The 15,639-nt window shown below is 50.4% G+C and carries 12 protein-coding genes; 8 read left to right on the forward strand and 4 right to left on the reverse strand.

Annotated elements, in window-relative coordinates:
- Positions 1-23: 23 nt before the first annotated feature.
- The 5 genes from NT073_RS09610 (at position 24) to NT073_RS09630 (ending at position 5,953) form a co-directional block, all read left to right on the forward strand.
- Complete coding sequence (locus NT073_RS09610; RefSeq protein ID WP_297372351.1) at positions 24-1,175, forward strand: helix-turn-helix transcriptional regulator; 1,152 nt, start codon at positions 24-26, stop codon at positions 1,173-1,175.
- A 49-nt stretch (positions 1,176-1,224) separates the two neighbouring features.
- Positions 1,225-2,343: a serine hydrolase domain-containing protein gene (locus NT073_RS09615; RefSeq protein WP_297372354.1), complete on the forward strand. Its 1,119-nt coding sequence runs from the start codon at positions 1,225-1,227 to the stop codon at positions 2,341-2,343.
- Positions 2,344-2,422: 79 nt separating this feature from the next.
- Positions 2,423-3,964, forward strand: a complete 1,542-nt coding sequence (locus NT073_RS09620) for a S41 family peptidase (protein ID WP_297372356.1) — start codon at positions 2,423-2,425, stop codon at positions 3,962-3,964.
- A gap of 63 nt (positions 3,965-4,027) precedes the next feature.
- The gene (nfi, locus tag NT073_RS09625; protein WP_297372359.1) at positions 4,028-4,720 is read left to right on the forward strand and encodes a deoxyribonuclease V; all 693 of its coding nucleotides are present in this window, start codon (positions 4,028-4,030) and stop codon (positions 4,718-4,720) included.
- Between the two features lie 219 nt (positions 4,721-4,939).
- Positions 4,940-5,953 (forward strand): sterol desaturase family protein, encoded by a 1,014-nt coding sequence (locus NT073_RS09630; protein ID WP_297372362.1) that lies wholly within the window; start codon positions 4,940-4,942, stop codon positions 5,951-5,953.
- Positions 5,954-6,041: 88 nt separating this feature from the next.
- On the opposite strand, the gene NT073_RS09635 is transcribed toward NT073_RS09630, so the two are convergent.
- Entirely contained in the window at positions 6,042-6,251 is a 210-nt protein-coding gene (locus NT073_RS09635) for an alkylphosphonate utilization protein (RefSeq protein ID WP_297372365.1), read from the reverse strand.
- Between the two features lie 240 nt (positions 6,252-6,491).
- Between NT073_RS09635 and NT073_RS09640 the strand changes: the two genes are divergently transcribed.
- Both NT073_RS09640 and NT073_RS09645 read left to right on the forward strand, forming a co-directional pair.
- Positions 6,492-8,534, forward strand: a complete 2,043-nt coding sequence (locus NT073_RS09640) for a hypothetical protein (RefSeq protein WP_297372367.1) — start codon at positions 6,492-6,494, stop codon at positions 8,532-8,534.
- Positions 8,535-8,580: 46 nt separating this feature from the next.
- On the forward strand, positions 8,581-8,925 hold the full coding sequence (locus tag NT073_RS09645) for a LysR family transcriptional regulator (protein WP_297372372.1): 345 nt from the start codon (positions 8,581-8,583) through the stop codon (positions 8,923-8,925).
- Positions 8,926-8,963: 38 nt separating this feature from the next.
- Here the strand turns inward: NT073_RS09645 and NT073_RS09650 are convergent, their stop codons facing one another.
- Positions 8,964-9,488 carry a hypothetical protein gene (locus tag NT073_RS09650; RefSeq protein WP_297372374.1) on the reverse strand — a complete coding sequence of 175 codons (525 nt, stop codon included), beginning with the start codon at positions 9,486-9,488 and terminating at the stop codon, positions 8,964-8,966.
- Between the two features lie 166 nt (positions 9,489-9,654).
- Between NT073_RS09650 and NT073_RS09655 the strand changes: the two genes are divergently transcribed.
- Positions 9,655-12,228: a TonB-dependent receptor gene (locus tag NT073_RS09655; protein ID WP_297372377.1), complete on the forward strand. Its 2,574-nt coding sequence runs from the start codon at positions 9,655-9,657 to the stop codon at positions 12,226-12,228.
- Between the two features lie 56 nt (positions 12,229-12,284).
- Here NT073_RS09655 and NT073_RS09660 read toward each other — a convergent pair whose 3' ends face one another.
- Together NT073_RS09660 and NT073_RS09665 are read right to left on the reverse strand one after the other, a co-directional pair.
- A complete protein-coding gene (locus NT073_RS09660) occupies positions 12,285-13,943 on the reverse strand; it encodes a hypothetical protein (RefSeq protein ID WP_297372380.1) in 1,659 nt (552 codons plus the stop codon).
- Positions 13,944-14,119: 176 nt separating this feature from the next.
- Positions 14,120-15,493, reverse strand: a complete 1,374-nt coding sequence (locus NT073_RS09665; protein WP_297372384.1) for a PQQ-dependent sugar dehydrogenase — start codon at positions 15,491-15,493, stop codon at positions 14,120-14,122.
- Positions 15,494-15,639: the final 146 nt, after the last annotated feature.

A 15,639-nucleotide genomic window follows, 5' to 3' on the forward strand; every position in this document is an offset into this window, starting at 1 on the left:
AGAACGTAAACGCACGTCTGTCCATGACCATCTCTCCGCTCGACCTGATCTTGCTGCTTGGCGCTCTACAGGGATTTATTCTGTCGACCTTATTGTGGATAACTCCCAAAGGTCGCCGGTTATCCAACCGATTGCTGAGCGTATTGATCGGCTTACTGGCCTTGATGAGTCTGGCCTTAGCCATTCCCCCTTATAATCGCTGGGTTGTTTTCGCGCTTGATTTCTTACCCCTCATCATGGCGATGCCCCTGGGGCCGCTTGTCTACTTTTACACTCGCTCCATGCTGGACCCGGCTTTTCGATTAGGTCGACGGGAACAGCGGCATTTTTACCCCGTCGTACTGGACTGGGGCGCCAAAATTATCGGCTTGGTGTTTCTGGGGGGCGTATTGCTTGGCCTTGTTCCAACGTCGGATGGTCCGCTCTGGGGGCACGTCATGAATGAATATGACACCTACGCCGATATTCCGCGCTGGCTTTCCGTAACGACTTATCTTATTCTGACAAGACGATTTCTCAGCCAGTACAAACTAGCCGGTAACCACCTAACCGCTGAACATCAGCACCAGAATAGGCGCTGGCTCTGGCAGTTTATCAATGTCTTTCTGGCTTTTCAGGTCATATGGCTGGTGCATCTGGTACCCTACATCATTCCCGATACCCGGTCGGCGTTGCTGGACAAATTCGGCTGGTATCCGATTTATATTCCCATTGCCGTTCTGATTTACTGGCTGGGCCTGAAAGGGTATATACATACCCGGCAAAGTCCGATAGCGGCCCCTAAAGTCAGTGCCACGAGTATACCTGATGAAGCCGTTCGTAAGGCTATTGATCTCTTGACGCAGGCCATGCAAACCAACAAACTGTACCTCGACCCGGAACTGACCGTTGAGAAGGTGGCGCGGCACGTGCAGCTCCCGCCGAAGACTGTTTCGTTTGTCATGAATCAACACCTCGGGAAAAGCTTCAATGCGTTTGTCAACGAATACAGGATCGAAGCCGTGAAGCAGCAGTTGATTAGTCCGGTCAGCCAACATCTGACGTTAACGGGTATTGCTTTCGAGTGCGGTTTCAATTCACAGGCTACCTTTCAGCGGGCGTTCAAGCAACTGACAGGAATATCGCCCGGTGAATATGCCTCTCAACAGAAAAACTCCTCTCAAATCAGGATTTGAGTAGACATCCGCGTGATTTTGGCCTTGCTTTGGGTAAAAACAACGCAGCATGAAAACGCTCTTGTGGATAACTATCTTTTTATTCACACTAACTCACCCGGTTCCCGCTCCAGCTCAGATTACCGATCCGTCGATCAATCTGGCGGATACCGCTTCGTTTGCCAGCGAGTTGGAAACCTTACGGCAACGATACCACATACCTTCTCTTTCTGTCGGTATTGTACAGGGCAAAAAGTTAGTTTGGCACAAAGGCCTGGGCTATGCCGACATTGAACATAAGCTGGTACCGAACGAACACACGATCTATCATTTAGCCTCCGTTACCAAAACTTTCGGGGCCATTATTCTGATGCAGTTGGTAGAATCGGGCAAGGTGAGTCTGGATGACCCGGTCACTAAATACGGCATCAACCTGGGTGCGCGCTGGGGTGGCGATGACCGAATAAAAATAAAGCACCTGCTCACTCATACAGCCATGGGGCATAGCCTGAATGGGTTCAAGCCGGGCTACAGTTTTATCTATAATGGCGATCAATACGGCCAGTTGAAACAGGTAATTGAACAGGCTTCCGGCCAATCGTTTGGTCAATTGCTAACTCAACAAATTCTTTTACCCCTTCAACTCACACACACGGCACCCAACGTAGCCGATTCGACCGACTTTGCCTTGATGGGTTATGATCGGGCAGCTTTTGAGCGGTTGGTTGCCAAACCGTATGAATGGCAGAAAAACCAGCTTGTACCCATTACCTACCCTACTTATTTTGGGCCATCAGCCGGATTAATGTCCTGCGTGGCGGATCTGGCAACTTACTCCAATGCTATTGATGAAAAACGTTTTCTAAGCCCCGCAACCTGGGAAAAGGTGTTTACGCCTACGGTTTCGCCAAAAGGAAAAACGCTGCCGTATGGTTTGGGTTGGTTTGTACATGCCTACAAAGGCATCAAAATCAGGTGGCATACCGGCGTGTGGACAGGCAACTCATCTTTGCTGGTCAAGATTCCGGGAAAAGACCTGACGCTTATCGTTTTAGCGAACTCACAGGATCTTAATCGTCCTTTCTACGCCAAATTCGACCCCTTCCGAACCAATCCGAAACTTCAGAAAGATTTACGGGCCTCCGCCTTTGCAAAAGCCTTCCTCAATCACTTCGTCGGAAAATTGTAGGCCGGAAACTACGCTCAAATCAGGATTTGAGTAGATAGGCAGGTTGTTTATAGGCTCTTTTGACAAAAAATGACGTGTAATGAGAGCCCTCCACTATCTTCTCCTTTCGTTCCTGGTTTCGTTTAGCGGCCACGCCCAGCCAGCCATCGACTCGCTAAAAACCAGAACCCTGCAACCCTCCGCTATGCAGGCCGATTTCCGCTACCTCCGCAGGCTGCTGGAAGAAACGCATCCGGGTTTATATCGCTACACGCCCAAAGCCATCATGCAGGCTAAGCTGGATAGTATTGATCACACGCTGGCAAAACCACTTCCGTTTTATAATTTTTACCAGACCATTGAAGCGCTTATGGCCGACATCCGCTGCGCTCATACGCATGCATTACCGGAGAAAAACTGGCGCAATCAATTCAATAAAGTCCAGAAAACGAACCCATTTTTTATATGGTCTACTCAACAGCGCTTCTTCGTCCTGATGAACGGCACGACCGACCAAACCATCAAACCCGGCTTTGAGCTACTTAGCATTAACGGCCAGTCGATGGACGATGTCCGACAGCTAATATACCGACATCATTGGGCCGATGGCTATATCCGATCATCGAAAAGTCAGATGCGGGGTGAATTTTTTGACTTGTTCTATTATTGGTTCGTTGGCCAGCCGGATACGTTTTCGCTCAAATTTCGCAGTCTGACGGGCGACACAGTTCAGGTGAATGCCGAAGCGAAACCCTACCGCGTGTCGTTGCGGCAAATGCTCAAAAATCCGGTTAACAAGCAAATGGTAGCCTGGTATGTCAACAAAAAACAGAAACACCCCTGGCGCCTGTCGTTCCCCGATACGCTGGCCAACACTGCTATTCTTCGGTTCGATGGATTCGGTGGAGAGGGAGCAAGAAACAGTACTGAAGCCGTAACCGTCTTTCGGGCATTTATGGATAAGAGCCTGGCTAAACTCGAAAAGCAGCGAACAAAGCATTTGGTCATTGATGTCAGAGGGAATACAGGTGGTTGGGACAGTCAGGGTATCGAGTTATTCACCTATCTGATGAAAACGGATTCAGCCGTACCCTACTACGCTCGCCAGCATAGCATTAGCAATGGCACTAATGGGAGCGAGTTTCTCCAGTTTTCGGACCTCTCCGAAGCCAACCGCAAAAACATAAAGAACGAGTTGATACCTGAAGCCGACGGTACGTTTACTCTTAAACAAGACAGCGGCATTGATTCGACGGGCCGAACCCCCAAACGATATACCCCTAAGCCCAATCGGTTCAAAGGACAGGTTTATGTGCTGATGAACGGAGAAAGTGCCTCAACAGCGTCGGAGTTTCTGGCGGTTGCTCATGCCAACAACGTGGGAGTGTTTATTGGTACGGAATCCGGGGGGGCGTATGAAGGGGGGAACGGGGGTAGTTTTATTACCCTTGAACTGCCCAGGTCAGGTATACAGGTAACAACACCGCTGGTGTACTACAACAATGCCGTACCTGAACCGAAGCAGAAAGGGCGCGGTACACTGCCGGATTACTACGTGCCCGTTACAATAAATGATTTGCTACTGCACACCGATTCACAGTTTGATTTTGTCGTGACCTTGATTCGGAAGCAACCTCAATGAGGTCATAAAAATTAAACCCTTGTCCAACCCGGCGAGTTAGGTAGGCACGAATCATATCTGCCTATGGCCACTTACCAGCCTCTTCACGAGTGGAACGTATCCCCCACCGAAGCCGTCATCCTGCAAAATCAGTTACGCAATCAGATTAAGATTCAGCCTCTGGCAGAACCACCCAAAACGATTGCGGGCTGCGATATTTCGTTCAACAAGTTCGAAGAAACGGTGTATGCGGGTATTGTGGTGCTGCGGCTGGATACGCTCGAAACCATCGAAGAAGCGGGCGTGGTGAGCACAGCCCCTTTCCCCTATATTCCGGGCTTGTTGTCGTTTCGGGAAATTCCGTCCCTGCTCGAAGCGTGGCAGAAACTCAAGACCGAGCCCGACGTGGTCATGTTCGATGGCCACGGCACGGCCCACCCCCGCCGGATTGGTATTGCCTCGCACGCGGGTCTGTTCCTGAACCGACCCACGTTTGGCTGCGGCAAATCGGTGCTGGTGGGTAAGTACGACGACCCGGCACCGGAGCGCGGCAACTGGTCACCGATGCGGCATTATAACGAAGTAATTGGAGCCGCGTTGCGGACAAAGAATAAAGTCAATCCCGTCTATGTATCGCCGGGGAATCTAATCGATCTGGAAACGGCCATTTCGCTCACGTTAGCGTGTGACGGAGGCTACCGCATTCCCGAACCCACCCGCCGGGCGCATAATCTGGTGAATGCAATTCGGAGGGGTGAACGAGTATTCACCAGTTAATAAACATGACAAACCAGATCAATAACTCATTGATCATCTGTCACTTACGAGGAGCGAGTACACAGTCGTTTTAAGGCTACATATAGCGTTTATCGATAAGGAGCGGTATAATTGCGCACAAAAAATGTTTATTCTGTTTGGGTACTGCCTGGCGGGCATTTACCTGCTTCAGTAGCGCAATAGCACCAACTTGTTCCTATCGATAACCTGCTTTACTTTATGCATACTTTCGAGATCCTTTACCACGAATTCACCGGGTTCTGGGGGTTTGACCAACTTTGGGAAATCATTCAGACGCAGAACTACGAAGCGCTGCTGACCCAGAAAGGTATTCAGGCTTTTTTAAGACCGGTCATTCCCGTACTCCTGTTGATGGAGATTATTCGTGGGCTATTTTACCGGCGCTACTCGCATGACCAGTACAAGATTTCTGCGTTCACCTATATTCTGAACCGCTTCATTTCCAGCTTCCTGTCGATTGCTATGGTTGCTTTCTGCATTGGCCTGTTTGAGCCTTATGCACTCATCAAGACCTCATTTACCTGGTACTGGTTTATATACGGGTACGTGGTTTGGGAGCTAGCCCATTTTGTCTATCATTATTTCGGGCACAAAGTTCGGCTTTTCTGGTGCCTGCACTCTACCCACCACGCGCCGGAATATATGAACCTGTCCGTAACCTACGCGCACTTTTTTCTCGAAGCGCCCTACGCCGATATCATCCGTACCACCATCTGTATTCTTCTGGGCGTAAATCCTCCCTTGCTTTTTCTCATCATGTTCATCGACGGAACCTGGGGGGCGTTTATCCATATTGGTGAGAATCTGCTCAAAGACGGGCGGCTGGGTGTTTTGAATAAAGTTATTCTTACACCATCGCATCACCGCGTACATCATGCCCGTAACCCACTATATATGGACACCAACTTTTGCAATCTCCTCAACATATGGGATAGAGCCTTTGGTACCTTACAGGATGAGAAAACAACGATGGAAATCGAATACGGCATTAGTCGCCCCATGAAAAAAGGCGATTTTCTGGATGCTTACTTTGGCGAGATTGTCGCGCTGGGCAAGGATGTTTACAGGGCGCCGGGTCTTAAAAACAAATTTCTTTACATCATTATGCCTCCAGGCTGGAGCCATACCGGCGATCATAAAACCGCTACGGTTGTCAAGGCCCATTACATCCGGGAGCACCAACAGGAACTTAGTTTCGACGAACGGGCCTGAGGATACTAATTCCTACCCGCTAGCGTGATTCGTTATCTAACTAATTGATTGGAGATGTCCGGCGCGACGGGCAGCTGGCGGTAAGCGGTTATACCTTCTGCAAGAACATCGTTTTCAGGACCATTACGGTTTTCTCAACTTTACCTTCAATTTCTTCGGCATCGTCGGTAAGCCGGATATTTTTAACGACGGTTCCCCGTTTAAGGGTAGTCGACGAGCCTCTTACTTTCAGATCTTTGATCAATTTTACGGAATCCCCTTCGGTGAGGCTGGTTCCATTACTGTCCTTTACGTCCATACAAGCTATTAAGTTGGTGATTTCGCGCAAAGGTACGGAAAAGAAAATGGCTCGTTTGTCAACGCAAAAAGCAACCCTTGATCAATAAAGCTTCACTTAAAATACCAAACGGGAACAAGCCAAAATTGACGCTACAGACGTTATAGAGTTAGATTTTGGCCAAAAATTAACGAACGACTCAGCTGCCGTTCATCAGCAAACGAGTACATTCAATCAATTGACGATTCAATCCTGTTTCCTGTGCAGCCCAGCCATCCGCCGTCTTTTGCGCAACATATCAGAAATTATACCATCGCGTTCTACCAGACCCAGCGGAACGCCTTTGTAATCATCATCACACTGCTCCTGTCGCTCTATATTCTGACCGTTCCCGATCAGGCGGCCGATATGATCAATGCCGTTATCGACGATGGTGTTTTTCATCGGCTGTTCCAGTACATATTACTCAGTACACTCGTCTGGAGCTGGCTCGTGTATGGCTGCACGCGCATGATTCTGCATATTTCGCCCGTTGGTATCCGTATCAATAAAGAAAGTGATCTGTTACTTCGGTGGCTTCCTAAAGCTGGTGGGGTCGTTCCAGCCCTGATTCTGGCGTATGCATTCTGGAAACCCGACCGCTGGCAACCGTATCTGCTTCTGCTGGAAAGTGGCCTGATGCTGGTTCAGTTTCTCTGGGTAGAACAGTACGTTCCCGTTTTTGCTCTGCCCGACCACTGGCGGTTTTCGAACCGGTACACCAATTTCAAACAGGATATCCGGGGCTTGTGGCGTCACCCGCTGGGGCGTCTGGTCATCCGGACGGGCGTTGTGCTGACGTTGTTTTTGATTGCGTTGTTCAGTCTGCCCGTTCAGTGGGGCATAGCCCAGCGCTTACGCCCAACGGCCATTATCATTTTTGGCATTACGATGTACACCTTCTGGGGGAGTGTGGTAGTCTATTTTAATGATTATCGCTATCGTCCGCTCGTGCTGATAATGGTCGGCTATTTGGTCATCATCAGTGCGTTTAACGATAATACGGCGGTTCGTAAAGCAACGGGGCAACGGGTGCCGTCAATCTCGCAACGCCCAACCGTCGACGCACACTTTGCCCGATGGGTAGCGGCCCGTCGGCAGGAAGACGGCGACACCATTCCGCTGGTGCTGGTAGCGGCCGAAGGCGGGGGTATCCGCGCCCTGAACTGGACCGCCGAAACGCTTATCCGGCTCGACTCCATCATGCCGGGTTTCAGCCGGCATGTGTACGCGCTGAGTGGCGTCTCGGGCGGGGGCGTTGGCACCGTTTTTTATACGGCCTTTCTCCGCGATTTTGCTGAAGCAGACCGTACCCGCGCCTTCGAACGGTTCCGGAACGTGATTCGGGATGATTATTTGTCGGGGGTATCCTCGGCTCTGCTGTTTCCCGAATCCGTCCAGCGGCTCATCCCGGCGCCGTTGCCCGCGCTAGAACGGGCCAAGTGGCTCGAAGACGCCTGGGCGAGTTCCTACTACAACAACATGGCGCTTTCTACGCTCGATTCGTCGCTGACGCAGTTGTATCAGACGCGGGCGGGTTATAATTACAACCTGCCATCATTGTTACTCAACGGAACTCTGGCCGAATCGGGACAGAAAATTATTACCTCGAATCTGCAACTGGACAGCCGCTATTTCAAAAATGTAGTCTCTACGCTGGATGTGCTGGGAGCAGACGTGCCGCTCAAAACGGCGGCTTCCCTGTGCAGCCGCTTCCCCATTGTGACCAATGGCGGGCTGATTCAGAAAGATACGTTGTTAGGCAACGGCCGCAAAGAGCGGTATGGCGGCCATGTGGTCGATGGCGGCTATTTCGATAATTCGGGCGTCGAAACCTGTATTCAGTTGCTGAACAACCTAGTCCCGTCTATTCGTCGGCTCGACACAGCTGAGCGGGTAACCATTATTCCATACGTGCTCTTTATCCAGAACAGCAACCCCATTGGCAATCTGCCGCAAAAGCGGTCTATTTTGCAGGAAGTACAGATTCCATTACTAGCCTTTCTAAATGCCTGGGACAACGGCTCCATTACCCGCGACAATATGTTCAACTCCTTTATGGACCGGTTTGCCAATCCCAAAACCAACTACCTCACCCTCCGGCTGGCTTACAATGAAAAATACCCGCTCGGCTGGTTTATGTCCGACAGTGTAGCTCGTAGCATCGGTCAGCAGGCAAAAGACTCGATCAGTTTGAAGAACAGAGAGCTGGTCAGGCTCAAAGGAGTTTTTGGCAGGTTAGGCGTAAAGCGCGTACTGAAATAATGAATCCGCCGTACTTTAGCCCCTCAAACAAATATCTGTTTCCGGCATGAACCTCCGCATCAACGGCCGCATCTGGCTTGAAACATTTTCGAACGACACCGCCGAACGCTTTATGGGAATCGGTCGGCTGGAGTTACTAGGTCATATTCAGCGTACCGGCTCCATCAACCAGGCCGCTAAAGCCATGAACATGTCCTACAAACGGGCCTGGGAGATGGTCCACTCCATGAATACACAAGCCAACACGCCACTGGTGGTAACGCAAACCGGGGGCGAAAAAGGTGGTGGCACTATCATAACGGCCGAAGGCGAAAAATACCTCAATCATTACCGGGGGCTACAGGATAGGTTCCAGAAATTCTTGGCCGACGAACTGGCGAATCTGCCCTGAGAAGGCTGACACGAGCCAATGCCTATACCAGTCAGGGATTAGTCTATTTCGCTACTGGCAAAGCGCGAACCTATCCGTCTTTCCCGAAACGATTTCAGTTGTTCCAGACGAATTATAAAACTGCCTCGAACAGACCGGTAATGCCCGATTAGTTCATCTTGTTGGTTAGACCTATGACGAGTCGTTTCAGCTCGCGCAATGAGTTTATCCATTTGTTTAATGCATGACAGAGTAGCCTCGATCTCTCGCTGGTTAACTAAGAGTGCTCGTTGAAAAAGCATCCTCGACGATTCCGTTGAACATGGTTCTTTCACGGGGGAGCTGGCTAAAGCTTCCTGCCACTGCCGCTCTAAATAACCAAAAGAACTGTTAATTAATAACTTACCAGGACTTTCAAGTGGTGCATAAGCTGGTGGGCAGGCGTCAGAAGGAAATTTTCCAACTTGATTCACCAGATTCATTAAGCTGGTTTGAGCTTCTGGAGATATTAGTGCAATGTATCTAGCACCAATGTTTAATATATAATTCTCTAGTAATACATCTATTGGTGGTGTATTTTCCATAAATCAGCCTAGTTACTGTATACATAAAGATATAAGATTATACTTAATTTAAGATAGTAACATCAGCTAATACGCTAGACCGCTCCATCACTTTCCGTTGTAAAGCGGCACTCGTTATTTCCGTCGAAACCTAGCGGTCGTTATATTTCGGCGGAAATAACGATGTATGCACTACATTTTACTCTCTCTTTCGCTGATCTGTTCACACGCACAGGCCGATATGCTGTCTGACAGCACCATCAGTCCGAAGGATTCACTGCGCAAAATTCAACTGAGTGAGATCGTCATTACAGCCTCACGCATTCCTGAAAATGTGCTTAAATCGCCGGTGAGTATCGAATTGCTCGACTCCCGGCAGATTCGATTATCTGCTCAACCCTCCTATTTCGACGCGATTGAAAACCTCAAAGGCGTTCAACTGCTGACGTCCAGCTTAGGATTCAAAGTCTACAACACGCGCGGCTTTGCCAACCCGACCAACGTGCGCTTCGTCCAGTTGGTAGATGGCATAGACAACCAGGCACCGCATATTGGGGCACCTATCGCCAATGCGCTCGCTCCCTCCGACCTCGACATTCAACAGGTGGAGATTGTACCCGGAGCGGCTTCGGCACTCTATGGTCTGAACGCCCTCAATGGGCTGGCGCAACTGATTACTAAAGACCCGTTTTCGTCGCCGGGCTTGAGTGTTAGCCAGAAAACAGCGGTCAACCATGTCAATGATCCGCTGATTTCGGCAAAAGTTTACAGCGAGACCAGCCTGCGCTACGTGCGGACAATCGGGTCGCGGGTGGCGGTCAAAATTAACGTTACCTATCAAAGCGGCTACGAATGGATTGCCGGTGACCAGTCGGACCTAAACCCCAATGCCAACACCTCGCTGGGCCTGACGGGAACGAACAATCCGGGCAGCGATCTGGTCAATAACTACGGCGATGAGTCGGCGAACCGACGAACGCTGACGGTGGGCGGCAAAAAATATGTGGTTTCCCGAACGGGTTATTTTGAGAACAACATCACTGATCTGAGCCTCCGAAACCTCCGGGGCGATGTGGGCCTGTACTGGCGTATTCGGCCGAACCTGACCCTCTCCTATCAGTACAAAGCCGCCACGCTTAACAACGTGTATCAGCGCACCAACCGCTTTCGGCTGGAAAATTACGTGCTCGATCAGCATGGTATTGCCCTCACATCGCCCTCGGTGCAGATACTGGCCTACCGGACGCGCGAAAACACGGGCGACTCGTACAACATTCGCTCGATGGCCGAAAACATCGACAAATCCTTTAAGTCCGACAACCAGTGGTTTACCGACTTCACAAACCAGTTCACGAGCAGCACTGCAGCCGGACAATCCGCAGTCGACGCCCTACGTACGGCCCGGACTACGGCCGATGCGGGCCGACCGCAACCGGGTTCGGTAACATTCAACCAGCAGGTAGACAGACTCCGTGACATCAACAACTGGGATATTGGCGCGTCCCTGCGGGTGAAATCCTGGCTGTACCATGCCGAAGCGCAGGTAGAGCCAACCCGTGTTTTATGGGCGGGTTTCCGGCAGAAAACCGGCATCAACCTGCTGGCGGGGCTGGATTTCAGGCGGTATGTGGTCTTCCCCGACGGCAATTATTTTATCAACCCGGACATAACTAACAGTAACCTGATCTATGGCAAAACGGGTGGCTTTGTGCAGGCATCCCGCCAGTTTTTCGGTGAAAAGCTAAAGCTCAGCGGGTCGATCCGGCTCGATAAAAACACGTATTTTAATCCGAAAGTCAACCCCCGGATCTCAGCGGTATTCTCGCCCGTCGAAAACCATACTTTCCGGGCGTCGTACCAGACCGGTTTCCGGTTTCCGTCGCTGTTCGAGGCATTTTCCAACGTCAACTCAGGCGGAGTAAAACGGGTTGGCGGGCTGAAGATCATGTCGCAGGGCATTTTCGAAAACTCGTATCTGCGCACATCCATCGATGCCCTTCAGGCAGCCATCAACGCCGATGTGAACACCAATAAACTGACGACCGATCAGGCGATTCAGAAGAACAAAGGCCTATTGAAACCCAACACCTACACCTACCTAAAACCTGAGCAGGTCAACAGCGTTGAGGTTGGGTACAAAGGGCTGTTTTTCGACAAAAAGCTATACCTAGACGTTGATTTTTATTTTAACGTTTACCGAAATTTCATCGCGCAGGTGGAAGCCAACATCCCCAAAGGCAAGAACCCTGATTCGCTGGCCTATTACATGGCCGACCGGAATCAGCAGGAGCGCTACCGGCTATGGACCAACTCAAAAACGAAAGTTTATAATTATGGGGCGAGTCTGGGGCTGCGGTATTCGGCAGGTCGCGATTGGGTTATTTCGGGCAATGCCTCGCTGGCAAAACTGAATCGCACGGACCAGGGCGACGGGCTGGAAGAAGCCTTCAACACGCCCAAATGGATAACGAACGTGGGCATTTCGAATCCGACCCTCTGGCAGAACGTAGGGTTCTCGCTTAACTACAAATACCAGAGTTCCTTCCTGTGGCAATCGTCGCTGGCAACGGGTGTTGTTCCCGCTATCAACACCTTCGACGCCCAACTCAGCTACGCACTCCCCACCCCCGGCCGGTTGGTCAACTCGCTTTCGTTTAAAGTGGGGGGTACCAACTTGCTGAACCGGCCTTACACTACCTTCACCGCCGGACCGAGCGTGGGCGGCTTTTATTACGTTACAGTCGTAGCAACAGCGTTGTAGTAGCGAGCGTCGGCCCGGCGACCGGCCCGGCCGGTACAAGGGTCGCCGGAACTGTGTTAGTTCAGCAAATCCTGACGAATGAATGTATAGGTGTTTGGATAGAAACCGGGTTTACGGATAAATGTCTCGGGTGGCTGTTCAATAAAACGCTGTATACTGGTATCGTTACTATAATACTGCGCGGTCTCCGGCCTGAAAATGATCAGATTAATGTCGTTCTGCTTAACAAACTTATAAAAATCTGTATTTCGTTTATAACGCTCGTAGGCGACGGGAATGCCGCCAAGGTAGGTGGTTAAAGCATCCGGATTTTCGAACATACGAATCTGATCTCTGTTGGTTACAGAAGCGGTCAGCTTTCGGGTGTATTTGATCAGGTCCTTATCATTTGTCCTGGCTGGCGTCTGATATTCCGACTCCCGAAACATCCAGGCCCCTAACCCAAGCACAAATAGCACGGTCAGCATCCCCCGAGTTGATGGACTTAGCGGTTTGGGAAGGTCAACACGCTGGCTCAGCCAGGGACGTACCCGAAGACTCACCAGCAGTGTACCCGCTACCACCGGGATGAAAAAGTAGAAAGGGGGCAGGTACCGAATCTTGATACCCATGGAATAGACCGAACTGGCAATCGGGGCAATAATCGCCGTAGTTGCCACGATATAAAGCCAGGGATTATCCATCACCATCTGGCCTACAGCGCGTGCCGTTTGGCGAATAGACACCACCGCCAGGAACCCTACCAACAGCAGAAGCCAGGTCAGTTTCCGATGCCATAGAGGCTCAAGAGCCGCTACGCCCGGCAGATAGGTAAGGGGCGTAAAATAGGTACCGAGAATACCAGTAAGCTGCACGCTCAGATTATAAATGTTCGGCAGCAGGTGATCGCCCAGAACAAGTTTGGGGTGATTGATCAGGGCATCGCCGAACCCACTCACCCGTTCGCCAAAAATAAGCTGCGACATCACTTCCGAATCAACCCAGTTATTATACTGACGAAGTCGCGTGTCTTCGGGATGGCGCATGGTGTAGTTGTACGAAAAATCCTGCTTGAAAGCTTTTTCGCCTTTTTCGGACAGGGGGCTGCCTACCCCAAAAAAGAGCAGCAAAACGACCCCTGCAACCCCGACAATCGGGTAGAATGATTGCTTGAACCAGATCGCAGCACCGATAAGCAAAACGAAACACCCCCCGAAAGGGATCACAAACTCCGGCCGGAAATACGCAAATACACCATAGGTGAGGGTTAGCAGGGCGCAAGCCAAATGAAGCTGGTGCCGTAGGTAACGGGCGCCCACGATAAATACCAATAGAGTCAGCAGAAAGAGCAGGATTGACACTTTGACCCCCTCCGGGAAATTCATCCGGGAAAAATGAAACGCCAGCGTACAATACAACGCCCAGTACCAGCGAAATCCGGCAACACGAAGGGCTGTATACAAGACAATCGTCGGGAGCGACGACATCAGAAACATGTTCAGGTAGTACAGACGAATAGTATCCGGCTGAAAGAAGGAGAGAAATTTATACCAGAGTGAATAAGCAGGTCCCCAGTCGGTTTGCAGGCCCAGACGAAAATTGCTGACTCCCTGGTACAAGTAAAACGCTTCATCGCCCATATGCACATCTGCTATTGTCGCAAGCTGATGGTTCAGGGCGTATATTGCAACAAGAATCAACAGGATACTTATCCCGTCAAAGAGTCTGTTTTTCATTAAGTAACGTTGAGAATACTACACTACAAAAATAGACTTAATCGAGACTGCATAAAAAAAGCGCACCCGCCGAAACGGGTGCGCTTTTTCCAATATAAAGGAGACAACAGCCTAACCATCAATCAATTATTCCGAAAAATAACTAACCAAGCACTAGGGGCGTAAATGGCACATACTTATTTCTTGGCCATGTACATTACCCGCCAAACCTTACCTTTTACCGAATCAGAAATGTATAGTGAACCGTCGGGGCCCTGCGCTAATCCTACAGGCCGCGCTTTGGCATCGCCGGGGCTGGCCAAATCCAGTTTACCCGCATTAACGCTGGTTCCGGGTTTACCCTCTTCGGCTACACCGGCAAAATTTTCGGCAAATACTTCGTACTTACCCGATGGGCGTCCGTCTTTCCCGAATGGGATAAAAGCCACAAAGTACCCACCCTGTTTGAGAGGAGCGCGGTTCCAGGAACCGTGGAAGCACACAAAAGCACCATTTTTATACCGGGCCGGGAAAGCACTGCCGGTATAAAACAGTAAATCATTGGGCGCCCAGTGACCCGGAAACGCCATGATGGGTTTATCTTTTCCCGCGCAGCGGTCTACTTTTGTACCATCACCACCATATTCGGGCGCCAGCAATTTCTGGTTTTTGTCGTGGTTGTTGAAGCAATAAGGCCAGCCAAAATCAGCCCCTTCTTTTACCATCAGCATCTCTTCGGAAGGAAACTCGGCGCTGTATTCATCAGTAAAAATACCACCCCAGTTATTCAGGTTGTCACGGCCGTGCTGCATTGCATAAAGTGTATTGTTAGCCGTATTCCAGTCCAGGGCAACGGCATTCCGGATACCGGTAGCATAGCGTTTTCCGTCGGCTTTGTGCTGATTCAGTTTGTTGGCGTCAAACTGCCATATGCCGCCGTACTCTTCCAGAATCGGGCAGGGGTCCATACCTTTCGACCCTTTCTGCCGGTCTTTTTCCTGACAGGCGTTTGAAGGAGCGCCAAAATTAACGAACAGTTTGCCGTCCGGCGAGATAGCCATTGACTTACTGGCGTGCTGGCGCTGAAGCGTGAGGCCTGTGATGATCGGCTCCATGGGTGTTGTTTCCATAACCTTGCCGTTCGTCAGTTTGTACCGATAAACCGACGTATCGGACGAAGCGTACATATAGCCGTTATAAATGGCCATACCCGTTCCGGTGTTGTTGCCAAACTTGATGGTTTCGTCGGCACGTCCATCGCCGTTGGCGTCGATCAACTCAACGATGCCTTTGCCTTCATTGAGTTTTTCCAGTTTCACAAACACCGTTCCGGCATTGTCGACGGCAATATGCCGGGCTTTACCGAGGTTATCTGCAAACACCAGCGCTCCGAAGCCGGAAGCCAGCTTAAGCCCACCATTATCGGGGTCGGGGGCAATGGCAGCGCGGGTTACCGATACCGCATGGGGTTTTAGAGGAACTGATTTTGCTGACTTGCCGGGCGTTGTTAGGCCAGGGCCAGCCAGCGCCAAAGTCGTTGTCGCCGTAACTAAAAGTACGATTGCTTTCATGGTTAAAAGTTGCTTGGGTTACGCATTGCACGCTATAACACCCGGTAAACGGGAGGTAGCGGACAAAAGTTTTTGTTGTCTGTCAGTAGACAAGCTTGTTTATGTATTTTTGACGACTACAATAGTAGCCATTTCTATTCGAATAG

This window comes from Spirosoma sp., assembly GCF_026391055.1.
In the GTDB taxonomy this organism is placed as follows: domain Bacteria; phylum Bacteroidota; class Bacteroidia; order Cytophagales; family Spirosomataceae; genus Spirosoma.